This window comes from Herbihabitans rhizosphaerae (genome assembly GCF_004216555.1).
GTDB lineage: Bacteria > Actinomycetota > Actinomycetes > Mycobacteriales > Pseudonocardiaceae > Herbihabitans > Herbihabitans rhizosphaerae.
In genome coordinates, this window is sequence record NZ_SGWQ01000017.1 from 16106 (window position 1) to 41617 (window position 25512).

At 70.2% G+C, this 25512-nt stretch carries 23 protein-coding genes; 16 read left to right on the plus strand and 7 right to left on the minus strand.

Annotated elements, in window-relative coordinates; translation table 11 throughout:
- Window positions 1–2 precede the first annotated feature (2 nt).
- Window positions 3–2255 carry a molybdopterin-dependent oxidoreductase gene (locus EV193_RS31195; RefSeq protein WP_130348557.1) on the minus strand — a complete coding sequence of 751 codons (2253 nt, stop codon included), beginning with the start codon at window positions 2253–2255 and terminating at the stop codon, window positions 3–5.
- Window positions 2256–2329: 74 nt separating this feature from the next.
- On the opposite strand from EV193_RS31195, the gene EV193_RS31200 reads away from it, so the two are divergent.
- Together EV193_RS31200 and EV193_RS31205 are read left to right on the plus strand one after the other, a co-directional pair.
- Window positions 2330–2926: a TetR/AcrR family transcriptional regulator gene (locus tag EV193_RS31200; protein WP_207222882.1), complete on the plus strand. Its 597-nt coding sequence runs from the start codon at window positions 2330–2332 to the stop codon at window positions 2924–2926.
- A gap of 98 nt (window positions 2927–3024) precedes the next feature.
- Window positions 3025–3306 (plus strand): hypothetical protein, encoded by a 282-nt coding sequence (locus tag EV193_RS31205; RefSeq protein ID WP_130348558.1) that lies wholly within the window; start codon window positions 3025–3027, stop codon window positions 3304–3306.
- Window positions 3307–3402: 96 nt separating this feature from the next.
- Here the strand turns inward: EV193_RS31205 and EV193_RS31210 are convergent, their stop codons facing one another.
- From EV193_RS31210 to EV193_RS31220, 3 genes are all read right to left on the minus strand, one after another.
- Window positions 3403–4347 carry an ArsR/SmtB family transcription factor gene (locus tag EV193_RS31210; RefSeq protein WP_130348559.1) on the minus strand — a complete coding sequence of 315 codons (945 nt, stop codon included), beginning with the start codon at window positions 4345–4347 and terminating at the stop codon, window positions 3403–3405.
- A gap of 259 nt (window positions 4348–4606) precedes the next feature.
- Window positions 4607–5575, minus strand: coding sequence for an RNA polymerase sigma factor (locus tag EV193_RS31215; protein ID WP_130348560.1), 969 nt, complete (start codon window positions 5573–5575; stop codon window positions 4607–4609).
- 46 nt (window positions 5576–5621) lie between these two features.
- On the minus strand, window positions 5622–5960 hold the full coding sequence (locus EV193_RS31220; RefSeq protein ID WP_130348561.1) for a YidH family protein: 339 nt from the start codon (window positions 5958–5960) through the stop codon (window positions 5622–5624).
- Between the two features lie 38 nt (window positions 5961–5998).
- Between EV193_RS31220 and EV193_RS31225 the strand changes: the two genes are divergently transcribed.
- From EV193_RS31225 to EV193_RS31270, 10 genes are all read left to right on the plus strand, one after another.
- On the plus strand, window positions 5999–6550 hold the full coding sequence (locus EV193_RS31225; RefSeq protein ID WP_278044238.1) for a nucleotidyltransferase family protein: 552 nt from the start codon (window positions 5999–6001) through the stop codon (window positions 6548–6550).
- 9 nt (window positions 6551–6559) lie between these two features.
- Window positions 6560–7441, plus strand: coding sequence for an AAA family ATPase (locus tag EV193_RS31230; RefSeq protein ID WP_130348562.1), 882 nt, complete (start codon window positions 6560–6562; stop codon window positions 7439–7441).
- 5 nt (window positions 7442–7446) lie between these two features.
- Window positions 7447–8544: a VWA domain-containing protein gene (locus tag EV193_RS31235; protein WP_130348563.1), complete on the plus strand. Its 1098-nt coding sequence runs from the start codon at window positions 7447–7449 to the stop codon at window positions 8542–8544.
- Window positions 8537–9664 carry an XdhC family protein gene (locus tag EV193_RS31240; RefSeq protein WP_130348564.1) on the plus strand — a complete coding sequence of 376 codons (1128 nt, stop codon included), beginning with the start codon at window positions 8537–8539 and terminating at the stop codon, window positions 9662–9664. Before EV193_RS31235 ends, EV193_RS31240 begins: the two co-directional genes overlap by 8 nt.
- A 22-nt stretch (window positions 9665–9686) precedes the next feature.
- Window positions 9687–9995, plus strand: a complete 309-nt coding sequence (locus tag EV193_RS31245) for a ribbon-helix-helix domain-containing protein (RefSeq protein ID WP_130348565.1) — start codon at window positions 9687–9689, stop codon at window positions 9993–9995.
- Entirely contained in the window at window positions 9992–10399 is a 408-nt protein-coding gene (locus EV193_RS31250) for a hypothetical protein (protein ID WP_130348566.1), read from the plus strand. Before EV193_RS31245 ends, EV193_RS31250 begins: the two co-directional genes overlap by 4 nt.
- A 125-nt stretch (window positions 10400–10524) precedes the next feature.
- Window positions 10525–11067, plus strand: coding sequence for a (2Fe-2S)-binding protein (locus tag EV193_RS31255; RefSeq protein ID WP_130348567.1), 543 nt, complete (start codon window positions 10525–10527; stop codon window positions 11065–11067).
- Complete coding sequence (locus tag EV193_RS31260; RefSeq protein WP_130348568.1) at window positions 11064–13433, plus strand: xanthine dehydrogenase family protein molybdopterin-binding subunit; 2370 nt, start codon at window positions 11064–11066, stop codon at window positions 13431–13433. Before EV193_RS31255 ends, EV193_RS31260 begins: the two co-directional genes overlap by 4 nt.
- Entirely contained in the window at window positions 13430–14284 is an 855-nt protein-coding gene (locus tag EV193_RS31265) for an FAD binding domain-containing protein (protein WP_130348569.1), read from the plus strand. Before EV193_RS31260 ends, EV193_RS31265 begins: the two co-directional genes overlap by 4 nt.
- An 11-nt stretch (window positions 14285–14295) precedes the next feature.
- The gene (locus tag EV193_RS31270) at window positions 14296–14904 is read left to right on the plus strand and encodes an SRPBCC family protein (protein ID WP_130348570.1); all 609 of its coding nucleotides are present in this window, start codon (window positions 14296–14298) and stop codon (window positions 14902–14904) included.
- Between the two features lie 263 nt (window positions 14905–15167).
- Here the strand turns inward: EV193_RS31270 and EV193_RS31275 are convergent, their stop codons facing one another.
- The 3 genes from EV193_RS31275 to EV193_RS33565 all read right to left on the minus strand — a co-directional run bounded on the left by EV193_RS31275 (window position 15168) and on the right by EV193_RS33565 (window position 19590).
- Window positions 15168–16058, minus strand: a complete 891-nt coding sequence (locus tag EV193_RS31275) for a terpene synthase family protein (protein ID WP_130348571.1) — start codon at window positions 16056–16058, stop codon at window positions 15168–15170.
- Between the two features lie 47 nt (window positions 16059–16105).
- On the minus strand, window positions 16106–18997 hold the full coding sequence (locus EV193_RS31280; RefSeq protein ID WP_130348572.1) for a helix-turn-helix transcriptional regulator: 2892 nt from the start codon (window positions 18995–18997) through the stop codon (window positions 16106–16108).
- Between the two features lie 425 nt (window positions 18998–19422).
- A complete protein-coding gene (locus tag EV193_RS33565) occupies window positions 19423–19590 on the minus strand; it encodes a hypothetical protein (RefSeq protein WP_165401571.1) in 168 nt (55 codons plus the stop codon).
- Between the two features lie 277 nt (window positions 19591–19867).
- Between EV193_RS33565 and EV193_RS31285 the strand changes: the two genes are divergently transcribed.
- From EV193_RS31285 to EV193_RS31300, 4 genes are all read left to right on the plus strand, one after another.
- On the plus strand, window positions 19868–21301 hold the full coding sequence (locus EV193_RS31285; RefSeq protein ID WP_130348573.1) for a PKD domain-containing protein: 1434 nt from the start codon (window positions 19868–19870) through the stop codon (window positions 21299–21301).
- 122 nt (window positions 21302–21423) lie between these two features.
- Window positions 21424–23184 (plus strand): PKD domain-containing protein, encoded by a 1761-nt coding sequence (locus EV193_RS31290; protein WP_130348574.1) that lies wholly within the window; start codon window positions 21424–21426, stop codon window positions 23182–23184.
- Window positions 23185–23208: 24 nt separating this feature from the next.
- Window positions 23209–25035 carry a S8 family serine peptidase gene (locus EV193_RS34520; protein WP_130348575.1) on the plus strand — a complete coding sequence of 609 codons (1827 nt, stop codon included), beginning with the start codon at window positions 23209–23211 and terminating at the stop codon, window positions 25033–25035.
- A gap of 102 nt (window positions 25036–25137) precedes the next feature.
- Window positions 25138–25512, plus strand: coding sequence for a VOC family protein (locus EV193_RS31300; RefSeq protein ID WP_130348576.1), 375 nt, complete (start codon window positions 25138–25140; stop codon window positions 25510–25512).

Genomic DNA, 25512 nt, shown 5'->3' on the forward strand with positions numbered 1-25512 from the left:
CGTCAGCGCAGGGCTTCCACCCGCGCCGGGACGTACTTGTGCCACGGCGTTCCGGCGATGGGGTCGCGCCGGTGCAACGAGGTCAGCTCGTTGGGCGCGACGCCGACCGTGCCGTGCTCCGGATGGTCAACGCCGAGCCCGTTGGGCAGGGACACGTGGCCCGGTCGCATCATGTCGCTGATCTCCACGACCGCCTGCGCCGCGCCGCGCTCGGTGATCACGCGCGCGGTGTCGCCGTCACCGAGCCCGATGGCGTCCGCGTCGGCCCGGCTGATCCGCAGCGCGCCGTCGGTGTCGCGGCGCCGCCAGCTCGGGTCGCGGTAGATCGTGTTCGCGGTGAACGACCTGCGCTCGCCGGCCGACAGCACCAGCGGGAACTCGTCGCTGACCGGCAGCGGATCGTCGGCCGTGTCGCCGAGCGCGCGCAGTTTCTCCAGCAGCTCCGGGATCTCGACGGTGAACCGCTTGTCCGGCCGGCGCACGTAGTTCCACACGTCCGGCCACTCGTCGGTGGTGAAGGTGACTCCGGACGGTGTCGCCATGATCGTGTCGAACAGCGCGTCGCCGTCCGCGTGACCCGCGCGGCGCACCGCGTCGGGGTAGGTCATCGCGCAGATCTGGGCCAGGCCCCACACCGCGGCGGCGGCCCGCGCGCCGTCCGGCAGCACGGTGCCGAGCGACTCGTAGAGCAGGTACGGGGCGAGCCCGAGCAACGCCGGATCGGCGGTCACCGTGGCGAAGAACTCGGCGGTGAACTCGGTGCGGCCGGTGCCGGCCGCTTCGGTGAGGCGTTCGAGCAGTGTCTGATCGGTGGCGTCGAGCGCGCGCAACAGCCGGGCGTAGATCTCCGGCTCGGGCAGTGTGCCGGGCAGCGCCTCGAGCAACGGCGGGCGCAGTTGGAAGGCGTTGTGCGGGAACTCCGCGTTGAAGAACGTGGCCTCCCATTTCTCGAACTGGCTCGCCGCCGGGAGCACGTAGTCGGCGCGCCGCGCGGTCTCGGTGAACGCCACGTCCACCACGACCACGAGGTCCAGTTCGTCCAGCGCCCGGCGGAAGGTGCGCGAGTCGGCCAGCGAGTGCGCCGGGTTCACGCTGTCGATCCACATCGCGCGGAAGCGATCGGGGTGGTCGGTCAGGATCTCCTCGGCGATCGAGTTGCACGGCACCAGTCCGGAGATGATCCGCGCGCCGGTGACCGGTGTGGTGCGGATCTTGCGGCCGGTTCCGCCGCTGCCGCCCGCCGCCGCGCCGGCGATCGGGGCGAACGCGGAGTGCAGGAACATCGTGCCCGGCTTGCCGAAGTTGCCGGTAGTGATCCACAGCAGCTTGTTCAGGTACGACACGAGCGTGCTGTTCGGCGACTGTTGCACGCCGAGGTCCTCGTACGTTGTGGCACTGTCCGCCGTTGCGATGCGGCGGGCGGCGTTGCGAAGCAATTCCTCGTCCACGCCGCAACGTTGCGCGTAGTCGGCGACCGGCACCTCGGCCAGCGTGGCGAGCACCGGCTCGGCGCCGGTGGTGTGCTCGGCGAGGAACGTGTGGTCGACGAGGTCCTCCTGCACGATCACGCCGAGCATCGCCGCGACGCACCACGCGTCGGTGCCGGGCAGCACCTGGAGGTGGATGTCGGCCATGGCCGCGGTTTCGCTGCGCCGCGGATCGAGAACGATCATCGTGCGCGCCGGGTCCCTGGCGATCTCGCGCAACGTCGGGCGGGCGCGCGGAAAGCTGTGCGATTGCCACGGGTTCTTGCCGAGGAAGACCACGACCTCGGCGTGCTCGAAGTCGCCCTTCGTGTGGCCGCCGTAGAGCTTGCCGTCCACCCACATCTCGCCGGTCTTCTCCTGTGCCAGCGCGTTGGAGAAGTACTTGGCGCCGAGTGCGGACTGCAACGCGCGGTTGTACACACCGCCGAGGTGATTGCCCTGGCCGCCACCGCCGTAGAAGAAGATCTTGTCGCCGCCGTGGGTGTCCCGGACGTTGGCGAGCCGTGCGGCGATCTCGGCGATCGCGGTGTCCCAATCGATCTCCTCGTAGCCGCCGTCCTCGGTGCGCCGCAACGGGGTGGTGATCCGGTGGCCGCCGTTCTGGTAGTGGTCCAGTCGCAGCGCCTTCTCGCAGGTGTAGCCCTGTGACTCGGGGTGCTCGCGGTCGCCCCGGATGCGGGCGAACCGGCGGCCGTCGAGTGCGATCTCGATGCCGCAATTGCACTCGCAGAGGATGCACGCGGACTTGTGCCACTCGTTCTCGGTCACGATCGACCTCCCGTGTGCGGCTACCTGCCGGTAACTATGCTGTCTGACATACTCCAGAGTCAAGGAGGTGGCCGATGGCCCGGGAGCGCGGGGAGAGCAAGCAGCGGATGCTCACAAGCGCGGTGGCGCTGCTGCGGGAGCGCGGTGCCGCGGCGGTCACGGTGGACGCCGTTCTCGCGCACAGCGGAGCGCCGCGCGGCTCGGTGTACCACCACTTTCCCGGCGGCCGGCACGAGTTGATCACGAGCGCGGTGCGGCTGGCCGGTGACCACGTGGCCGCGCTGCTGGACGAGGCGGTCCGGGAGGGTGATCCCGTTCGGGTGCTGCGCGGGTTCGTGAGGTTCTGGAAGCGCACCCTCGTCGAGACCGACTACCTGTCCGGGTGCCCGGTCGTGGCGCTGGCCGTCGACGGGGGACAGGCGCCGCCCGAGACGGTCGAACTGGTGCGGGACATCTTTACCCGCTGGCAGACGAGCCTCACCGCGCTGCTGACCGGTGCCGGCGCGCCGCCGCGACGGGCGCGCCGGCTCGCCACCTTGGTGGTCGCGTCGGTGGAGGGAGCGATCATCCTCAGCCGTGCCCAGCGTGACGCCGGCCCACTCGACGACGTGCTCGCCGAGTTGACCCCGCTGCTGGCGGTTACGGATGGCGGCGGTCGGGAAAATACGTGATCTTACGGATTGTTCGCGGCTGCCAAAGGGTGAATGTTGTTGACATCTGCCAATGCCGGCAGTAGGAGCTCCGCACTCCGACACACGAAGGACGAGTCGTGTCCGATATCCGATTGGCGCCGCGCGTGTGGACGACCTGGCACACCAACGGTGCCGACGGGCGCGACCACGCGGTGACGGACGAGGCGATGGCGGCCGCCGACGACGGGATCTACGAAGGACTGTGCGGCGTCACCGTGGTGCCCGGCTCGATGACACAGCCGCCCGGCCCGCAGTGTCCGGCGTGCCGGGGAATGACACGGCGATCCGTCGAGGGGGCGGGTCAGCCGGTCTCGAGGCCGCGAGCGCGACGGCCGTTCGCACGCCTGTGGAGAAGGTGACTCGCGCGGCGGAGCGCGGAACTCGGGGTGTCTGAGCGCGGGACTCGCCGGTGCAGGGCGCGGGACTCGCCGGTGCAGGGCGCGGGACTCGCGAGGTCAGGTGGACTGGGCTTCCACCAGGGCGTCGCCCAGCTGAGTGCGCCAGTACCGCACTGATCGCCCGTCACGCTCCGAGGTGGCCAGCCGCGCTCCGGTCAACGCCGACAGGTGCGCGCTGACCGTTGCCAGGCTGTACCCCAGCTGCGCGGCGAGTTGGCTCGTCGTCGTGGGATCGCGCAGCGTCCGCAGGATCTTCGCCCGCGTCGCGCCGACCAGCCTGTCCAGCCCGTCGCCACCCGGCGCGTCGGCCACCCGCGTGGGGTACGTGATCGTGTGCGTCCCGCTCGTGTGCACTCCGTACCAGGAGACGCCGAGCCCGCACGGCACGAGCACCAGCTCCGCGTCCCGCACCTCCGCGTGCACCGGCTCGCGCTGCGCCACGTGCAGCCGGTTCTCGCCGAGCCAGCGCACGGCCGGCCCGAGCCCGGCGAGCGCCCGCGTCCAGCCGTGCGCGTCCAGCCGGCCGGCCCGCTGCGCCGTGTCGTGCGTGAACGCCGCCTCGCGCCGCTCCCAGTCGTGCCGGGTCAGCCGGTTCCACACCATGCGCAGCGCGTCCGCGATCCTCGGCACCACGTCGTCGCCCTCCAGAACGGGCGGCAACCCGATGCCGGTGGCCCGCAGCAGGTCGCGGCGGGCCCGCATCAGCGGTGTCGCCTCCACCGCGGCCAGCTCGTCGTCGAACGTGGCACCGGACATCGGCGGCACGGACAGCAGAAAGCCCGGCGGGCGGACACTCGCGGCGAGCACGCAGACCAACGCGTACGTCGTGCGGTCGGCGGTGATCTCGCCGAGCGCGTCGGCGTGCCGTTCGAGCCAGTCGCGGCCGCCGGCGGGCGGCGTGGGGTCACCGACGAGCACCAGCGTGGCCACCGTCTCGGCAAGTGGGGACGGCGCGAACCGGGCCCGTACCTGGGCGCTTGGGCGAATCGTCAGCAGAGTCATGGTGGAGGTGCGCGCCCGGGCGCGGGGGTACGCCCGGGCGCGCGCGGTTCAGCGTGCGGTGCCGAACCACACCGCGGGCAGAGGGAGGCCCGCGGGGCCGGTGGGGGACAAGGCGACGGCCCGGGTGCCGGCCGCGTTGCTGTGTTTCATCGAAGACCTTCCTCGCCGGGACCAGGACACGATCAGGCCGCGCCGGCCTTCTCACCCGCTTTACGCGTTCGCGGGGCCCGTCCGTCGCACGAGTTTCAAATTTCTTCGATCAGCCTGGTTTTCCCTGGCCGGGCTGCTGACCGCCGCCCGGCCCCGGGTGCCGGCCGGCCGGTCCGGGATTCGGCGCCGGCCGTCCCGGTTGGGATCCGGCGTTCGGCTGCCGTGGCGCGGGCGGACCCGGACGGCGCGCACCCGAGTCACCCTGCTTCGGTGCGGCCGAGGGCGGTTTCGGACCCGCGTCGGCGGGAGCGGGTGAGTGCGGCACGGCGGGCCGCACCGGAGCGCCGCCGTGACCCGGCGGCGCGAGTGGCGCGGGTGGCACGGCGGCGGGCGGCCCGTGCACCACGGCGACCGGCGGTGGCGCGGGCGGGACCGGGACGGGCGGCGCCGGCTGGATCGCGACGGCGACGCCCACCGTGCCGATCGCGACCGTGCTCGTCGCGGCCACCGCACCATGGCCGGCCGCGGTGGCCGTGCGCAGCACCTTGGCCAGCAGCACAGCGATGGCGGCGAGTGCGGAGGCGAGGATCGCCCGCGCGGCCGACCGTGCGCGCGCCAGCAGCGACTCGGCCGTGCGGTAGTTGACCTCGAGCGACCTGGCCACGCCGGCGACGTCCAGTCCGGACGCCCGCAGATGCAGCGCGCGGGCCTGGCGCGCCGGCAGGTCGGAGATCCGCTCGGCCACCCAGGCGGCTTCGGCGCGATCGCACACCTTCGGCTCGCACGAGTCGGCGGCGGCCGGCGGCGCGGCCCGGCTCCATCGCCGGTGCTCGCGGTGCCGCTCGCGGCGCAGGTCGGCGCACAGGCGGACGGTCACGGTGCTCAGCCACGCCGGCAGCCGGTCGGCGTCCACGTCGTGTTCGACGGCCCGCAGCAGCGCCTCGGCCACGACGTCCTCGGCGTCCTGCTCGCTCACCGTGCGCCGGCGTGCGATCCGTAGCAAGCGTGACCGATGCTCTTCGGCACGCTCCCAACGACTCGTACCCGAAGCCCGGGCAACCAGGGTCGTCTCGGTCACGGGTGCCTCCCGTCGATCGGGGCCGCTCGGAACCTACCGCTTGGTATCAGTCGATGACCAGTAGCACGAACGCCACGGCGATCGCGGCGCTGACGGCGATGGTGAGCAGCAACGGCATCCGCTGGCGGGGAAGCGGCTGGTCAGCGCGGATCGCCTTGTCCACCTCCGACCATCTGCGATAGCTGGTCGCGGCCAGCAGGAAACCGATCACCACCAGCCCGAGGCCGAGCCCGTAGCGCAGCGCGGGCGGTTCGAGATCGGGCAGCAGGTGGGTGACCGCCGCGCCGCCGGCGACCAGGGCCAGCGCCGTTCTGATCCACGCGAGGAACGTGCGCTCGTTGGCCAGGGTGAACCGGTAGTCGGGCTCGCGGGGCTCGTCGGGCACGGGCCCCAGCCTGCCCGCAGTCGGGCTACCGTGCACCCGTGACCGCCGCGATTCTGCTCGCAGCCGGCGCCGGCCGCCGGTTCGGAATGCCGAAGGCGCTCGCCGAGATCGACGGGGAACCGTTGGTGCGCAACGCTCTTCGCGTCCTGTCCGACGCGGGATGCGCGCCGGTTCGGGTGGTCGTGGGGGCGGCCGCCGATCAGGTGCTGGCGCTGCTGCCGGACGGTGTCGCGGTGGTGGCCGAGGACTGGGAGCGTGGCATGTCGGCGTCGCTGCGCGCCGGGCTGCTGGCGATGCTGGCCCTGGAGCCCGTGCCGGACGCGGCGCTGATCCATCTGGTCGACCTGCCCGGCGTCGGGGTGGAGGCGGTGCGGCGGGTGGCCGCGCTGGCCGGGCCGGATGTGTTGGCGCGGGCGGCGTACGCGGGTGAGCCGGGGCATCCGGTGCTGATCGGCCGGCGATATTGGGACGACGTGCTGTCCGACCTGGCGGGTGATCAGGGCGCGCGCGGCTGGTTGGCCGGGCGCGACGTGCGACTGGTGGAATGCGGTGACGTGGCGAGCGGGCGTGATCTGGACTATCGGAGCTAGCCTCATGATGTGAGCCGGGACACACCAGGTACTCCCGCCGAGCTGGCCCGCGCGCTGGAGTCGACCGGGTATCTGCCTGACGACGGCGTCGCCACGGCGGCGTCTCTCGCCTGCCGCATGGGCCGGCCGTTGCTGTGTGAGGGTGAGCCCGGCACGGGGAAGACCTCGCTGGCGGTCGCGCTGGCGGAGGCGCTCGGGCTGTCGCTGATCAGGTTGCAGTGTCACGAGGGGATCGACGCGGCGCAGGCGCTCTACGAGTGGGACTTCCCGCGTCAGCTGTTGCACCTCCGTGCGCTGGAGTCCGGCGGTTCGATCGACGCCGACGAGGCCGAGAAATCCCTGTACACACAACGGTTTCTGCTCGCGCGGCCGCTGTTGCGCGCGCTCACCGAGGCGCCGTGCGTGCTGCTGGTGGACGAGTTGGACCGTGCCGACGACGAGTTCGAGGCGTTCCTGCTCCAGGTGCTGGACGAGAACGCCGTCACCATCCCCGAGCTGGGCGAGGTGCGCGCCGCGACACCGCCGCTGGTCGTGCTCACCTCCAACCGCACCCGCGAGGTGCACGACGCGCTGAAGCGGCGTTGCCTCTACCGCTGGCTGCGGCATCCCGATCTGGCGCGGGAGATCGCAATATTGCGATCGAGGATCCCGGGTATCGAGCAACGCCTCGCCGAACAGGTCGCCGCCGCCGTGCGACGCCTCCGCACGATGGAGTTGCTCAAGCCGCCGGGTGTCGCCGAGTCGCTGGACTGGGCCGGCGCGTTGCTCGCACTGGATCGCACCGAGCTGGACGCGGAGAGCGGCGCCGCCACGCTCGGCGCCGTGCTGAAGTACCGCGAGGACGCCGACCGGGTCATCGCGGCCGGCTTCGACGCGCTGCTGGCCGGGTGATCGCCGTGGACGTGTTGCCCGCACTGGTCGGCTTCACCCGCGCGCTCGCGGACGCCGGGCTGCCGGCGAGTACGCACCGCACGGCGGCCTACCTGCGCGCGGTGGAGCACGTGGACGTTGCCGATCCTGTCCAGCTGTACTGGGCCGGCAGGTTGACGCTGTGCGCCGATCCGGACGATCTTCCGCGCTACGACGAGGCGTTCGCGAGCTGGTTCACCGCGGGGCCGCCGCCGGCGTCGCGCGGGCCGAGACGGCGGGTGGACCACGTGGCGCGCACCGCGTCCCTGGTGCCCGGCGAGCCGGGTGAGGGTGCCGGCGACACGCCGAGTATCCGCGGTGCCGCGAGTGAGACCGAGATCCTGCGTGCCCGTGATCTCGGTGAGTTGAGTGCCGCCGAGCGGGCGCAATTGCGCGAGTTGATCGCAACGTTGCGAATCGAGCCGCCGCGACGAGCATCGTTGCGACGGCGGCCCGCAACGCGCGGCACGCTCGATCCCGCCCGCACGTTGCGCGCGATGCTGGAGCGCGGCGGTGAGCCGGCCCGGCTGGCGCGCCGCCGCCGCGTGCCACGGCCGAGGCGAACCGTGCTGCTGGTCGACGTGTCCGGATCGATGAGCCCGTACGCCGACCCGCTGGTGCGGTTCGCGCACGCCCTGCTGCGGCGCACGCCCGGCGCGGTCGAGGTGTTCACCCTGGGCACCCGGCTGACCAGGATCACCCGCCAGCTCCGCGCCCGCGATCCGGAGCACGCGCTGACCGCCGCCGCCCGCGCGGTGCCCGACTTCGCCGGTGGCACCAGGCTGGGCGAGACGATGCGCGCGTTCCTGGACCGGTGGGGCCAGCGCGGTGTCGCGCGGCAGGCCGTCGTGGTGATCTTCTCCGACGGCTGGGAGCGCGGCGATCCCGCGCTGCTCGGCGAGTCGATGGCCCGGCTGCGCCGCCTCGCGCACGCCGTGCTGTGGGTGAACCCGCACGCCGGCCGGGGCGGCTACGCGCCGGTACAGTCCGGCATCGCGATCGCCTTGCCGCACATCGACAAGCTGCTCGCCGGGCACAGTCTGTCCACTTTGGAATCGCTGCTCGCGGAGATTCGCCATGCTTGACGTACTCGAGGAACTGCACGCCCGCTGGTCGGCCGGCGAGACCGTCGGTCTGGGGACGGTGGTCGACACGTTCCGCTCGGCGCCCCGCCAGCCTGGTGCCGCCATGGTGGTGGCCGCCGACGGCACGGTGTCCGGCAGCGTGTCCGGCGGGTGCGTCGAGGGCGCGGTGTACGAGCTGGCGCAGCGGGTGATCACCGACGGCGATCCGGTCCTGCAGCGCTACGGCGTGTCCGACGACGACGCGTTCGCGGTCGGGCTCACCTGCGGCGGGATCCTGCACGTGTTCGTGGAACCCGTTGACCGGCAACGGTTTCCGGAGTTCGGCGACCTGGTCACGTCGGTGCACAACCGGCAGCCGGTCACGGTCGCGACGCTGGTCGAGCACCCGGACCCCGAGCGCGTCGGCGCGCGCCTGATGGTGTGGCCGAACGAGACCGCCGGGTCGCTCGGCTCCGCGCGGATGGACGACGCGGTGGCCGACGACGCGCGCGGGCTGCTCGCCTCCGGCCGCAGCGCCAGCCTGCACTACGGGCCGGACGGGCAGCGGCGCGGTGAGGGCGCGTCGGTGTTCGTCAACTCCTTCGAGCCGCCGCCGAGGATGATCGTGTTCGGTGCGATCGACTTCGCGCGGGCGATGGCGCGCCTGGGCGGCTACCTCGGCTACCGGGTCACCGTGTGCGACGCGCGCGCGGTTTTCGCGACGCCGCAACGGTTTCCGGAAGCCGACGAGGTCGTGGTCGACTGGCCGCACCGGTACCTGCGCGCCGAGGTGGACGCCGGGCGGACCGACGAGCGGACCGTGGTCACCGTGCTCACCCACGACCCGAAGTTCGACGTGCCGGTGCTGGAGGTGGCCCTGCGCGCCAAGCTCGGCTACGTCGGCGCGATGGGCTCGCGCCGCACTCACGACGACCGGCTGGCCCGGCTGCGGGAGGTCGGCATGACCGACGCGGAGCTGGCCGCGCTGGCCTCGCCGATCGGCCTCGACCTCGGCGCGCGCACGCCCGAGGAGACCGCGGTGTCGATCGCCGCCGAGATGATCGCCCAGCGCTGGGGCGGCACCGGCGTGCCGCTCGCGGCCGCGGACGGCCCGATCCACGGTTCACCCGACCGGGCGTAATACGGCGTGTTACGCTGGTGACATGCCGAAACGCCGCATGTCGATCTCCATCGAGGAAGAACTCGCCCGACGGATCAAGGCCGCGGCCGAGGAGATAGGGGTGGACGTGTCCACGTTGATGTCCGGTGCCGCGATCGATGTGGTCACCCGGTTCGAGCGGCAGAAGTTGATCTTCGCCGACATCGACAAGCGCATCGCCGAGGTCGAGGCCGAGGCGGACAAGATGACCGACGAGGAGTTCTTCTCCTCGATGCACACGTTGTCCGACGAACAGCGCAACGCCATCGACGCACGGTGGGACGCGTTCTTCAAGTTGACGGCGAGCGCATGACGGGCAGCGCGGTCTACGACGCCGGAATGCTCATCGCGTTGGCCAAGGGAGACAACGCTGCCGAGCGTGAGCATTGGAAGGCGTGCCAGGGCTTGCGGCCGATCGTCCCGGGTCCGGTGCTCGGTCAGGTGTGGCGGGGTGCTCGCCAACACAGCAGGCTGTCGTTCGCGCTGCGACGGTGCGATGTGCGCACCGCATACTCGGAAGCGGACTACAAACGGGTGGGCGAGATGCTCGGCGAGGTGGCGCTCGGGCCGAGGAAGCGACCCGACGTCGTCGACGCGTTGGTCGCCTACACGGCCGTCGCATGTGAGCCGGCGATCGTTCTGACGTCCGATCCGGGCGACATCGAGGCCTACCTGGCGACCTTGCGCAAGGCGCGCACCATGCTTGTCCCGGTTTGATCGTTCTTGGGTCCAACGACCCGTCCTGCGCTGTGGACTTGTACGAGCGCGCCCGGGGAGAGACCCTTGGGTGTGAGCTGGGTCACTGACTGATCCCACCACATCCGCCGGGCGTTGGAGGCCATATGCGCATCACCATGACCGTGGACGGAACCAAGTACACCGACGACGTCGAACCGCGAATGCTGCTGGTGCACTACCTGCGCGAGCGGCTCGGCAAGACCGGGACCGTGGTCGGTTGCGACACCAGCAACTGCGGCGCGTGCACCGTGCACCTCGACGGGCACAGCGTGAAGTCGTGCTCGGTGCTGGCCGTGCAGGCCGACGGATGTGAGGTCACCACGATCGAGGGCCTCGCGCGCGACGGCCGGTTGCACCCGGTGCAGCAGGCCTTCCACGACAACCACGCGTTGCAGTGCGGCTTCTGCACACCAGGGATGATCATGCAGGCGGTGGACCTGCTCGCGGACAACCCGGACCCGGACGAGCAGGCCGTGCGGCAGGGGCTCGAGGGCAACCTGTGCCGGTGCACCGGCTACCAGAACATCGTGCGCGCGGTGCGGGACGCGGCGCAGAAGATGAGCCCCGGCGCGGGCCCCGAGGCCGAGCAGGTGGCCGACGAGACGGCCGAGGCGACGAAGCTCTCGCGCGCGGAGGTCCAGTCATGACCTCCACGGCGGAACCCGAGGTAGGTCGGGCGCGCCTGCGCAAGGAGGACGCGCGACTGATCACCGGGCGCACCAGGTGGACCGACAACATGGTGCTGCCCGGCATGCTGCACATGGCGCTCCTGCGCAGCCCGATGGCGCACGCACGGATCACGAAGATCGACACCACGGCCGCCCGCGAGATGCCCGGCGTGATCGCCGTGGTCACCGGGCAGGACCTGGCCGAGGAGCAGGGCAGCCTGCCGTGCGCCTGGCCGATCACCGAGGACATGAAGGCGCCCGACGCGCCGGCGATGGCCGTCGAGCAGGTCAACTTCGCCGGCGAGGCGGTCGCCGCGGTGATCGCGCGCAGCAAGGCCGAGGCGGACGACGCGCTGGAGTCGATCGACATCGACTACGACGAGCTGCCGGTGGTGCTGGACATGGCCGCCGCGATCGCCGACGGCGCGGACCTCGTGCACGAGAACCTGGGCACGAACCGTTGTGCCACATGGGTTTACGACTCCGCGGAGGCGGGCAGCGGCGGCGCCATCGACGACGCGATCGCGGGCGCCGAGGTGGTCGTGGAGCGCACGTACCGCCAGCAGCGGCTGATCCCCGCGTTCATGGAGCCGCGCTCGATGCTGGTCGACCCGACCGGCGACCAGATCACCATGTGGTCGGCCACCCAGATCCCGCACATCCTGCGCTGGATGACCGCCGCGGTCACCGGTGTGCCGGAGTCCAAGATCAGGGTGATCGCGCCGGACGTCGGCGGCGGGTTCGGCGGCAAGCTGCAGGTCACGCCGGAGGAGATCATCACTTTCCTGATGGCCAAGCGGCTGGGCAAGCCGGTGAAGTACACCGAGTCCCGCTCGGAGTCTCTGGCCAGCGCGCACCACGGCCGCGACCAGATCCAGAAGCTCACCCTGGCCGCCGACCGCGACGGCACGCTGCGCGGCCTCAAGGTGGAACTGCTCGCCGACATGGGCGCGTACCTGCGGCTGGTGTCGCCGGGCGTACCGATCCTGGGCGCGTTCATGTTCAACGCGATCTACAAGATGGACGCCTACAAGTTCGTGTGCACCAACGTGTTCACGAACAAGACGCCGACCGACGCGTACCGGGGAGCCGGCCGTCCGGAGGCCACGTTCGGCATCGAGCGGATGATGGACGAGCTGGCCGCCGAGCTGTCGATGGACCCGATGGAGTTGCGCCGCAAGAACTGGATCACGCACGACGAGTTCCCGTTCACCACGGTGGCCGGGTTGACCTACGACTCGGGCGACTACGAGTCCGCCACCGACAAGGCGATGGAGACGTTCGGCTACGACGCTCTTCGTGCGGAGCAACAGGAGCGCCGCGATCGCAACGATGCGATTCAGCTCGGCATCGGCATCTCCACCTACACCGAGATGTGCGGTCTCGCACCGTCCCGGGTGCTGGGCGCGTTGCGATACGCGGCCGGCGGCTGGGAACACGCGGCGATCAGGATGCTGCCCACCGGCAAGGTGGAGCTGGTCACCGGAACGTCGCCGCACGGCCAGGGCCACGAGACGGCGTGGAGCCAGATCGTGGCCGACCAGCTCGGCGTGCCGTTCGAGGACGTCGAGGTGCTGCACGGCGACACGCAGTCCTCGGTGCGCGGGATGGACTCCTACGGATCGCGCTCGCTCGCGGTCGGCGGGACGGCGATCGTCCTTGCCGCACAACGGGTTCTGGCCAAGGCGCGCAAGGTCGCCGCGCACATGATGGAGTGCGCGGAGGACGACGTGGACTTCACCCCCGGCACCTTCTCGGTGAAGGGCACCGACCGCGGGGTGGCGCTGGCCGACGTGGTGGTGCACGCGCACGTGGCGCACGACCTGCCCGACGGAGTCGAGGCGACGCTCGACTCCGATGCCACCTTCGATCCGGAGAACTTCTCCTTCCCACACGGCACACACCTGTGCGCCGCGGAAGTGGACACCGAGACCGGCAGGGTGCGACTGCGCTCCTACGTCTGCGTGGACGACGTCGGCAAGGCGGTGAACCCGATGATCGTCGAAGGTCAGGTGCACGGCGGCATCGCGCAAGGGGTCGCGCAGGCCCTGTTCGAAGAGGCGGTGCACGACGAGTCCGGCACGTTGACCACCGGCACGCTGGCCGACTACCTGGTGCCGTCCGCGGCCGATCTGCCGTCCTTCGACACCAGCCGCACGGAGACGCCGGCGACCACGAATCCCTTGGGAGTCAAGGGAGTCGGCGAGGCCGGCACGATCGCGTCAACCCCGGCCGTGGTCAACGCGATCGTGGACGCGTTGCGCCACAGGGGTGTCAACGACGTGGAGATGCCGTGCACGCCGATGCGTGTGTGGTCGGCCATCCAGGCAGGAGGTGCGCGATGATCCCGGCGGCGTTCGACTACCAGGCACCGACCACGCTGGACGACGCGGTGCGCATCCTCGCCGACGCCGGCGAGGACGCGAAGGTGATCGCGGGCGGGCAGAGCCTGCTTCCCGTGCTGCGCATGCGATTGGCCGCGCCGACCGTGCTGATCGACCTGTCCCGGTGCGCGGAGTTGCGCGGTGTCCGCGAGGACGGCGGCTCGCTCGTCATCGGTGCCATGACCACGCACTACGACGTGCAGGGCGACCACCTGGTGCGCGAGCACGCCGCGCTCCTGGCGATGGCGACCGACACGGTGGCCGACCCGCAGGTGCGCCACCGCGGCACGTTCGGCGGGTCGCTCGCGCACGCCGATCCGGCCGGCGACCTGCTGGCGCCGGCACTCGCGCTGGACTGCGAGTTCGTGGTGGCCGGCATGGACGGGCGGCGCACCGTCGCGGCGAACGAGTTCTTCGTGGACTACTTCACGACGGCGATGGCGTGGAACGAGATCCTGTGCGAGGTCAGGGTGCCCAAGTACACCGGCTGGCTCGCGCACTACGAGAAGTTCAACCGGGTCGCGCAGGCCTGGTCGATCGTCGGCGTGGCCGCGGCGTTGCGGGTGGACGGCTCGCGGATCGCCGAGGCGCGGGTCGGGTTGACCAACATGGCATCGGTCCCGGTGCGGGCGCGCGGCGTGGAGGACGCGCTGGTCGGCGAGGAGGCGACACCGGAGTCGATCAGGGCGGCCGCCGAGCACGCCGCCGAGGGCACCAGCCCCACCGCGGACGGCGACGGCGACGCGGAGTACCGCACCCAGCTCGCCAAGGTGCTCACCGGCCGCGCGGTCACCGCCGCCATGACGGCCTAGGAGGTCGGCGCGTGCGACTCGAGCACCGGTTCACTGTGCCGGCCCCGGCCGGCGAGGTGTGGCAGGCCGTGACCGATCCGGAGCGGGTGGCGCCGTGCATGCCCGGCGCCACCCTCACCGGAGTGGACGGCTCGACGTTCACCGGAACCGTGAAGGTGAAGCTCGGCCCGGTTTCCTTGCAGTACAAGGGATCCGGCGAGTTCGTCGAGCGAGACGAGCAGGCGCGGCGGCTGGTGATCAAGGCGTCCGGCAAGGACGTGCGAGGTGCCGGCACCGCGTCGGCCACGGTCACCCTCACGCTGTCCGAGCAGGACGGCTCGACCCATGGCGAGGTGATCACCGACCTCGCCGTCACCGGGCGGCCGGCGCGGTTCGGCCGCGGCCTGATCTCCGAGGTGGCCGGCAAGCTGCTCGACCAGTTCGCCGGCTGTCTGGCCGGGAAGCTGGCGCCGGCCGAGCCGAAAACCGTTGTGTCACAAGCGAAACAGGAGTCACAGGAGGACTCTGTCGATCTGCTCGAACTCGCCGGATCGCCGGTGGCCAAGCGCGTCGCGCCGGTGATCGCGGTCGTGCTGGCCCTGGCGATCGTGGTGGCCGTTACTCGTCGCCGCCGGTCATGATTACGTACCGCTACTGAATCCGATCCGGATTGATACTCACCGCTGAACCGAGAAGCCTTGCCGGAGGGATCGGTTTCGCACTGGTTCCGCGACGGTGACGCACCCACGCCGTCGACCGGGGTGCCAACTCGTATGCAGGGACGAGTTGGCACCCTGCTCCTATCGCGCGAGTCCCGCGCTGTGCACCGCCGAGTCCCGCGTTCACGCTGCATGAACGCGGGACTCACCGTGTCTGAGCGCGGGACTCGCGAAATGTGGGGGGCTCAGCCGGTCATGGTGCGTAGGTCGTTGCCGAGGTAGACGCCGATCGTCCACTCGGCCTGCCTGATCAGGCTGACGGCGGGTGGGTAGTTCTCGGCGACGAGTGCGGCGACGCGTCGGCGCAGCGCCGCCATCCGGCCGGCGATCTCGTCGCGCACCCAGTCCTCGGTGACGCCGTCGTACATCAGCAGGTTGTTCTGCCCTGGCTCGGACCGCTCCCGGGCGATGGTGCCGAGGTCGTTCGCCAGCCGGGCAAGCACCGCGGAGTCGTCCACGGCCGGGACCAGGACGTCCAGGTGCTCGGGCAACTCGTCGCCGCCGTAGGCCAGCCACCTCGGCACCTGAACGTGCCACAGGGAGATGCTGTCGACGTGCTCGAGGTACTCCTCGACGTCCAGCTTGACGCCCGCCTCCGGTGCACGGCCGCGCACCCGTGCCCAACCGGCGATCCAGTCGTAGCGGTGACCGCGCAGGCAACTGTCGAACTTCCGCTCCCACAGTGACGCCAGCGCCGGATAGCCGGTGAGCTCGCCGAGATCCCGTTGCAGCGCCGACAATCCGGCCAGCACCGGGTTGCCGTCATCCCGCTTGCCCGTGCGGACCACGGCGTCGCACCGCTCGAGGAACTCGTCGACCCCACGAAGCTCGGTGATCTCGTGCTCCAGGTAGTCGTCGAAGGCGCAGACCCAGGTGGCCACACGCGCGGGAATCCGCAGTTGGTCCGCGGTCGCCCACGGGCCGATCACCGCCTCCCCGAAGGCCACCCCGACCAGCGGCAGGTCCCGGCAGTCGGGCAGGTGCTCGCTGGTCCAGCGCCGCAGATCGGCCAGGGTGGCCGAGGCCAGCTTCACCAGGGGCACGCACTGCGCGGCCGGCGCGAACATGTCGGTCATGCCTGGAACGTACCGGGCGGGCTCCCGGCGGCTCTTGATCTTGGAGCTCAGTCGGTGAGGGAGATCGAGGCGACTTCGGCTCGGGAGCTGACGCCGAGTTTGCGCATCGCCTTAGAGACGTGTTGTTCGACGGTGCGCGGGGACAGGAAGAGCACTTCGGCGATCTGGCGGTTGGTGTGGCCGTTGGCGACCAGGCGGACCACTTCGCGTTCGCGCGGGGAGAGTTGATCGCCGTAGCCGCGGCGGCCGCGTGCCGACGGGATGGCGATACCGGCCTCGCGCAGGACCCGGCGACAGCGGGCGGCGTCCTTGGTGGCGCCCAGTTCGGCGAACCCCTCGGCGGTGCCGGTCAGCTCGCGCGCGGCGTCCGCGTCGCCCGCCGACATGCGGCACCGTGCCGCCGATTCCGCGGCACGCAGGGCCAGGTACGGCTCGGGCAGTGCCACGTAGCCGTCCTGGGCCCGGGTGAACGCCTCGGCCGCCTCGATCGACCGGTTCCGGGCCTGCGCGACGATCCCGATGCACCCGTGCTGGGCAGCGCGGGCCCTCGGCGCGTCGCGACCCGCGATGCCGTCGGCGAACTCGGTGAGGAGCGTCTCGGCCTGCTCGATCCGGCCGTCGCGAACCATCGCGGACACCGCGCGCGGCACCAGGTCGGACGCCCACACCCAGATGCCCTTCTCCCGTATCCGGGTGAGCGCGCGTTCCGCCTCGGCGCACGCCTCGGTGACATCGCCGCGGGACAGCAGGATCCGGATCAGCGTCGCGGACGCCACCGCGGCCACGGTGACCGGCGCCTCGTCCGGCGTGGACGTGCCGGCCGACGCGAGGTGGTCCACCGCGTCGTCCGCCTCGCCGACGGCCACCGCGAGCAGCGCCAGCACCAGGTGCGCGTCGGCCGCGGTGCCACCGACGCCGTGCACGGTCAGCAACACCTCGCGCGCCCGGTCGGCCAGGCCCTGCCAGGTGCCCGCGTGCCAGTCCAGCCGCAGGCCGGTGCCGTCGGTGATCGTCTTGAAGTACGGCGCGCCGCCGTCCGCGGCGAACCGGTTCGCGTCCGCCCGGAAGCGCTGCGACGCCTCGTACCGACCCAGCCACGCCGCCGCGTCGGCCAGGTTGCCGTAGGTGCGCGCGACCTGCAGCAGTTCGGTGCTCGGGTGGTCGCGGTCGAGCAGTTCCTCGGCCTGCCGCCACGCGTCCGGGTCGCCCATGTTCATCGCCAGCGCGACCTGGTTGCCCCGCACGGCCATCCGTTGCGCGGGGGCGGAGTCGCCGTCCAGGGCGCGCAGCGCGCGGTCGATCCACTCCTGGTTGACCGACGCCGAGATGCCGGGCCAGCTCGGCATGGCCAGCGCCGCCATGCCACGGGCCGCCAGCGCCGGCTGATCGCGCAGCTCCTCGATGGCGATCTCGATGTCCACCCGGCCCTGCTGGAACTCGCCGCCCTGGTTCACCAGCAGCAGCCCCAGGTTCATCCTGATCTCGCCGCGGACCGGCTCCGGCAGGTGATTGTCGCGCAGCACCCGGCGCAGGATCCGCACCGCGCGGTGGTGCGCGAGGCCGACCACGGCGACCCGGCTGAGGTTGATCGCCAGGCGTGACTCGTCCGCCCTCGGAATGGCCGAGTCAGCGAGCATGCCCTCCAGGATCTCCACCGCGCTGGCGATGTCGCCCAACTCGGTCGCACTGTCCGCGGCCGCCTCGCCGTGCTCCACCCACTTGTCGATCTGCTCGGCGCGCCGCGCGTGGTAGGCCAGTTGCACGAGCGGACGGGGGCGCGCGGTGTCCAGCGCCTGCCCGGCCCGCCGGTGCAGCTCGCGTCGGTCGGGTCCGGGAATGGAGTCGTACACCGCCTGCTGGGCCAGCGAGTGCCGGAACCCGTAGCGGCCCTCCTCGATCTCGTGCAGCGCGCCGGCGGCCAGCGCCTCGCGGATGCTCGGGCCGATCGCGTCCTCCTGGACCGCGGCGACGTCCGCGATCTGCGTCTCGCCGGACGGCAGCCGGAGTACGGCGGCGGCTCGCACCGCCTGCGTCGCCTCCGCGGTGAGTGCGGCCATCTGGTCGGCCATCATCTCCCGCAGCAGCACCGGCACCTCGATGCGATCCAGCGCGTCCCGGCTGACCGTGGCCTGCAGGCGTGCGCCGGTGGCACCCCGGGTGGACGTGCCGGGCAGCGCGCGCAGCACCTCCTCGAGCACGAACGGGATCCCGGCGGTGCGCGTGCGCAGCTCGTCGGCCAGTTCGCTGGACACGTCGGTACGGCCGAGGATCGTCGCGGTCATGCTGCGTACCGCGGACACGTCCAGCGGGAACAGCGGGATCAGCACGCTGGTCGTGCCCGGCGTGTGCCGGTAGGCCCGGCCCAGCGGCAGGTCGGTGGCCGGCAGTTCCTCGCGCCGGTAGGTCATCACCAGCGCCAGCTCGGCGGGCGGGTCGTCGATAAGGAACCGGATCAGATCGCGCGAGCCGTCGTCGGCCCAGTGCAGGTCCTCGATCACCAGGACGGTCGGGCCGGCCGCGGACAGCAGCTCGCGCACCGCCCGGAAAAGCTGGTGCCGCTCGGTACGGTGGTCCAGCCGGACCTCGGGTGCTGGCGGCAGGTGCTCGGACAGCTCCGGCAGGTACGGGCGCAGCACTCCGCAGACCGGGTTCAGGTTGGTCGGGATGCTGTACTGCTCGAGCTGTCTCAGTACCTCGAGCATCGGCCCGTACGGGAACGGCTCGCGAATGGGATGACAGGTCCCCGCGAGCACGGTCCGGTGCGCGACCGACGGGTGTGCGAGCGCTTCCTGGACGAGCCGGGTCTTGCCGATGCCCGCCTCACCCTCGACGAGGACGACGGCGGGTGGGTGGTTCACCGCGTCCAGCAGGGTGTGCAGCTCACCGGTCCGGCCTACCAGGGCCGGTGCTCCTGGTCGGTGCACCACGACCCCCGACATGCGACCTCCGGTTCGTCGAATGCTCCAGCAGGCCCAATCCAATTGGGACAAACGGCCCGCCTGGGGCAGTTAACCCCGTCACACGTGTGGTTGACGAGCGCTGAGACAAGAATGTGACGTGTAGTCCGATAGGGGACACGCATTGCTACTTTAGACGGTTGTCACCGGTAGATTAGGCGCGTATACGTCCTACGATTAGGTATACGCCCGGATTGTTCTGGCCACGCAGAGTGTCGACAGTCGTGCTATGCGTCGGCGCCTTTCGCGGTACCTCGCCATCGTCCTACTCACCGCTGGCCTCGCGGCTCAGCCGGCTGTCGCGGCGACCGCGCCGCCAGGTCTTGACACTCGGATCGGACCGGCCGAGACCGTCACGGCGTCACGTTTCTCACCCGCCAGTACTCCGACGCCGCCGGCGAGCACCTCTACGTACTGCCGTCCGACGCCGTGCCGCTGATCGGGTCCGACCGGGTGGACGAGCGGCTGTCCGACGTCGCGAACTCGGCGAGCACGTTGCTGCTGCGCTTTCCGCCGGAGGCGGTGAAGGGCTGTTCGGTGACCGTGTAGCCGGCCGCTTCGGCCTTCTGCTTCACGTAGCCGACCGATCCGGTGTAGCCGCCGGAACTCCCTCGCGTTCAGCAGAAGCGTCCGGCGCGCTGGAGCCGTGAACAATCCGTATGGCTACGTATTCATGCGTGTTCAGCCATGCGTAGCTCGCTGCCTGCGGGGCTGTGACCAGCGGGCGCGAAAAGATGAGTACGACTACGGATCGATACGCGGATTGTTTCGCTTCGGACCGGTGCCAATGCTCAGTGTGACGGCGAACACCGTGCCCCCTGCTCGGTGCGCCGGTCACGCGAGGGAGCAGCAATGAGACGAAGACGCGCATGGCTTGGCGCGGCTGCCGGGCTGGCCATCGCCCTCACGGCGATGACACCCGGATTAGCGCAAGCAGGTCCCACGGACACGCCGTACCCGGCCGTGAATCCGACCGACACCGCGCCGGACCCCACCGGCGGCCCGAGCACGAAGATCATCGGCGGCGAGCAGGCGTACGTAAAGGATCACCCGTACATCATCGCGATGCTGCGCGAAGGTGGTGCCCGTCCGCAGGGGCAAACCTGTACCGCGACCGTCGTCGCGAAGCGGGTGATCGTCACGGCCGCGCACTGCAAGGACGGTCAGGGCGCGAAGTCGATGCTCTACGGCTCCGACGACCTCACCAAGCCCGGCGGCACCAGGCTGACCGTCAAGGAATACATCCAGCACCCCAGCTACGTCCCGCCGAACGGATGGCAGCAGGGGCACGACGTCGGCATCGTGGTCACCAACGAGGACATCCCGGTACCGGCCGGCTTCCAGTACCCGAAGGTCGCCAGCTCGCAGGACTCCGCGCTCACCGAGCCGGGCAAGAACTCGCTGCTGCTGGGCTACGGCCGCGTCCGCGACGGCGAGAACGAGTTCGCCCACCTCAAGAAGGTGGAGAACTTCCCGATCGTCAACGCGAACAACACGTGCAGCTCGTTCGGGTCGTTCAACGGCCAGTACATGGTCTGCGGTGGCTACCAGGACGGCCACGACGGCATCTGCCAGGGCGACAGCGGTGGCCCGATGCTGGTCGACGGCGTGGTCGTCGGCGTCGCCTCCTGGGTCAAGACCGGCTGTGGCAGCTACGGCGCCTGGGGCAAGTTGACCGGAACGATGGGCGACTGGGCCAACGAGGAGATCAAGAAGCACAGCACTCCCACCGACCCGGGCACTCCGACCGCGTCGTTCACGAACAACTGCTCCACCATCGAGCCGAAGTGCGATTTCGACGCCTCGGCGTCCAAGGACTCGGACGGCTCGATCAGCTCGTACAAATGGGAATTCGGTGACGGGCAGTCCGGTGACGGTGTGAAGCCGTCGCACACCTACGCCAAAGCCGGCAAGTACGCCGTGAAACTGACGGTGACCGACAACGAGGGAAAGTCGGGCACCACCTCCAAGGAGGTGACCGCCGGCCAGCCGCCGAATACCGGCCAGCCGCCGTCGGCGTCGTTCTCGGTGTTCTGCCAGTGGGCGAACTGCCAGTTCGACGGAAACGGCTCCAGCGACCCGGACAAGGACATCGATTCCTACGCATGGGAATTCGGTGACGGGCAGGCCGGTACGGGCGCCACGACAAGCCACACGTATCCCAACCGGCAGGCCACCTACACCGCCAGGTTGACGGTGAAGGACAGGGGCGGCAACAGCAATTCCGCCACGAAACAGGTTCAGTGCTGGAGCTTCGGCTCACAAGCCTTCTGCTTCAGTCAGTGAATCGAATGAGTAAGTAAGTTGTTCAGTTCCATTTTGCTCCGCCAGCTGGTGTTGCGGCCATCAAGAGTGGTCGCGACACCAGCCGGTCGGCCCTGTTACGACCAATTCAAGGAGCTCGAATAATGTCAACCAATCGGAGACGTGTGCCCGCGCTCATGTTGGGTGCGACCGCGTCGTTGGCACTCGCCTTCGGCAGTGTCGGCACCGCGCAGGCGGCCGAGGGACAGATCCTCGGTGCCGGTACCGCCGACGCCATCCCGGGCAGCTACATCGTCGCCATGAAGGGTGAGACGTCGAAGGACGCCGGTGTGCGGGCCGCCGTCGGTACGCAGGCCAGCAGCCTCGCCGGCAAGTACGGCGGCAAGCTCGGCCTGGTGTACTCGACCGCGTTCCGCGGCTTCGCGGTGAACATGTCCGAGGCGCAGGCCAAGCGCCTGGCCGCGGATCCGGCCGTCGAGTACGTGGAGCAGAACGCCACGGTCCGCGTGGAGGAGACCTGGGGTCTCGACCGCGTCGACCAGCGCGACCTGCCGCTGAGCAACAGTTACACCGCGCCCAACGACGGCGCCGGTGCCACCGCGTACATCGTCGACACCGGCGTCGACATGCGGCACACCGACTTCGGCGGTCGGGTGACCAGCGGCCGTGACTTCATCGACAACGACAACGACGCCAGCGACTGCCAGGGTCACGGCACGCACGTGGCCGGCTCCGTCGGCAGCAAGACGTGGGGCGTGGCCAAGAACGTCAAGCTCGTCGCGGTCCGCGTGCTCAACTGCCAGGGCACCGGCAGTTGGGACCAGGTCATCGGCGGCATCGACTGGGTCACCCAGAACGCTCCCGAGGCCGCTGTCGGCAACATGAGCCTCGGCGGCGCGAAGTCCACCTCGGTGAACAGCGCGGTGCAGCGGTCGCTCGACGCGGGGGTCTCGTGGGCCGTCGCGGCGGGCAACGAGGGCCAGGACGCGTGCAACGTCAGCCCGGCGAGCACGCCTGGCGCGCTCACCGTCGCGGCGTCGGACGCGCAGGACAAGCGCAGCATTTGGACCGGCACCCAGTCGTCGAACTACGGCACCTGTGTGGACCTGTTCGGCCCGGGAAGCAACATCACCTCCACCCTCAACGGCGGCGGTTCCGGCGCCAAGGGGGGAACGTCGATGGCGACTCCGCACGTCGCGGGCGCCCTCGCGTTGGCGATCACGGCCGACCCGTCCGGCTCGGTGTCCGCGTTGAACGACAAGGTCGTGAGCACCACGACGCCGAACAAGATCACCGACATCAAGGGCTCGCCGAACAAGCTGCTGTACGTCAACGACCTCGGTGGCGGCGGTGGCAACACCGACCCGACGGCGTCGTTCACCTCGAACTGCTCGACCGCCGAGCCGTCGTGCGGCTTCGACGCGTCGGGCTCGACCGACCCGAACGGCACGATCAGCTCCTACGCGTGGGAGTTCGGCGACGGGCAGACCGGTGACGGTGTCACGCCGTCGCACACCTACGCCACCGCCGGCAAGTACACGGTGAAGCTGACCGTCACGGACAACGAGGGCAAGACCAACTCGACCACCCGTGAGGTCACCGCCGGCCAGGGCAGCACCGGCCAGCCGCCGTCGGCGTCGTTCCGGGTGAACTGCCAGTGGGCGGCGTGCCAGTTCGACGGCAACGGTTCCACGGATCCGGACCGTGACATCGACTCCTACTCGTGGGAGTTCGGGGACGGCCAGACGGGCAGTGGTGTGACCACGTCGCACTCCTACCCGAACCGGCAGGCCACCTACACCGCCAAGCTGACGGTGAAGGACCGGAGCGGTAACTCGAATTCCGCCACGAAGCAGATCCAGTGCTGGAGCTTCGGCACCCAGTCCTTCTGCTTCAGCCAATAGCGAATCTCTTTACTGGAGGAAATAATGCAACGCAAGGAAAGACGTCGCGGGCGCAGATTCGCGGCCGGACTCGGCGTCATCGCGACCACCGCGCTGGTGTTCGCCGGCGCGCAGTCGGCACAGGCGGCCGAGGGCGTCGTGCTGAACCTCGGCGCGCCCGACACGGTGCCCGGCCTGTTCATCGTCGGATTGAAGGGCAGCCCGTCGATGGCCGCGTCCGCCGAGTCGGCGGCGTCGGCCGAGGCTCGCTCGCTGGCCGGCAAGTACGGCGGCGACGTCGGGTACGTGTACTCGGCCACGCTGCGCGGCTTCTCGGTGAAGATGTCCGACCAGCAGGCCAAGCGACTAGCGGCGGACTCCAGCGTGGACTTCGTCCAGCAGTCGCTGTGGGTCCACTCGGCGTCGATCGAGGTGGCCGGCGAACAGCCCAATCCGCCGTCGTGGGGCCTCGACCAGATCGACGGCGCCAACGACAGCGTCTACAAGTACCCGAACGTCGGCACCGGCGTGAACGTGTACAACACGGACACCGAGCTGAACCTCGACCACACGCAGTTCGAGGGCCGCGCCAAGTCCGGGTACGACTTCGTCGACGAGGACGACAACGTCAACGAATGCAAGGGCCAGTTCGACTCGGGCCACGGCACGCACACCGGCGGCACGTCCAGCAGCGAGGCGTACGGCGTGGCGAAGGACGTCACGATCACCGGCGTCAAGGTGCTCGACTGCACGGGCAACGCGCCCGACGCCGACTCGATCCAGGGCATCGAGTGGGTCACCAAGAACGCTGTGAAGCCGGCCGTGGTCAACGCGAGCTGGGCCTCGGGTGGCGCCAACGCCGACCCCGAGGGCATCAACCGGTCGATGAAGGCGTCGATCGACTCCGGCATCGTGTGGGTCGCCGCCGCGGGCAACGAGAACCAGGACGCCTGCAACGTCAGCCCGGCCAAGGTGCCCGAGGTGATCACGGTCGCGGCCACGCAGGACGAGCAGAACAACGAGGCCGGCTACTCCAACCACGGCAGTTGCGTGGACATCTACGCGCCCGGCTCGAACATCGTCTCGACCAGCAACTCCAACAACACCGGTTCCAAGAGCAACCAGGGCACCTCGATGGCCGCCCCGCACGTGACCGGTGCCGCGGCGCTGTACCTGGCCGCGAACCCGAGCGCCACGCCCGCTCAGGTGTCGCAGGCTCTCGTGGACATCGCACAGAACGGGATCGTGAAGGGCATCGGGCCTGGATCGCCCAACAAGTTCCTGGACGTGTCCAAGATCGGCGGCGGCACGCCGACCCCCGGCAAGCCGGTCGCGGACTTCTCGTTCAACTGCGACAACTCGTTGACCTGCGCGTTCGACGCGTCGGCGTCGAAGCCGGGCGAGGGCGCCGGCTCGGTCTCGTCGTACGCGTGGGAGTTCGGCGACGGGCAGAACGGTGACGGTGCCAAGCCGTCGCACACCTACGGCAAGGACGGCAGCTACTCGGTCAAGCTCACGGTGACCGACGACAAGGGCAACGTGTCCAATCCGGTGACCAAGTCGGTACGCGCCGGCCAAGCGCCGACCGGCCAGCCGCCGGCCGCGTCGTTCTCGGTGTTCTGCCAGTGGGCGGCGTGCCAGTTCGACGGCAACGGATCGTCCGATCCGGACCGCGACATCGACTCCTACGCCTGGGAGTTCGGTGACGGGCAAACGGGTACCGGTGTGACGACCTCGCACAGTTACCCGAACCGGCAGGCCACCTACACCGCGAAACTCACGGTGAAGGACCGGGCCGGTAACTCGAATTCCGCCACCAAGCAGGTGCAGTGTTGGAGCTTCGGCACCCAGGCATTCTGCTTCTCCCAGTGATCGCATGAGCTACCGCTGATAATCCCGCGGCGGTGCCCGGACGGGCGTTCACCGATGACTTGGTGGGCGCCCATCCGGCTGTGTCGGGAGTAGGTTCGACAGATGAAGCAGTTGAACCACACGATCGTCAGCGCACGGGACAATCTCGCGTCGGCGCGATTCCTCGCGGAGTTGCTCGGGCTGTCCGCGCCGCAGCCGTACGGGCCGTTCCAGGTGGTCGAACTGGACAACGGTGTGTCGCTGGACTTCATGACCGCGTCCGGCGAGTTCGATCGCCAGCACTACGCGTTCCTGGTCAGTGAACCCGAATTCGACGAGATATTCGGGCGGATCACCGAGCGCGGGCTGTCGTACTGGGCCGATCCGTTCCACCGCGCCGAGGGCGAGATCAACCACAACGACGGCGGCCGCGGCGTGTATTGGGAGGACCCGGACGGCCACAACCTGGAGATCATCACGAAGCCGTACGGCGGGTGA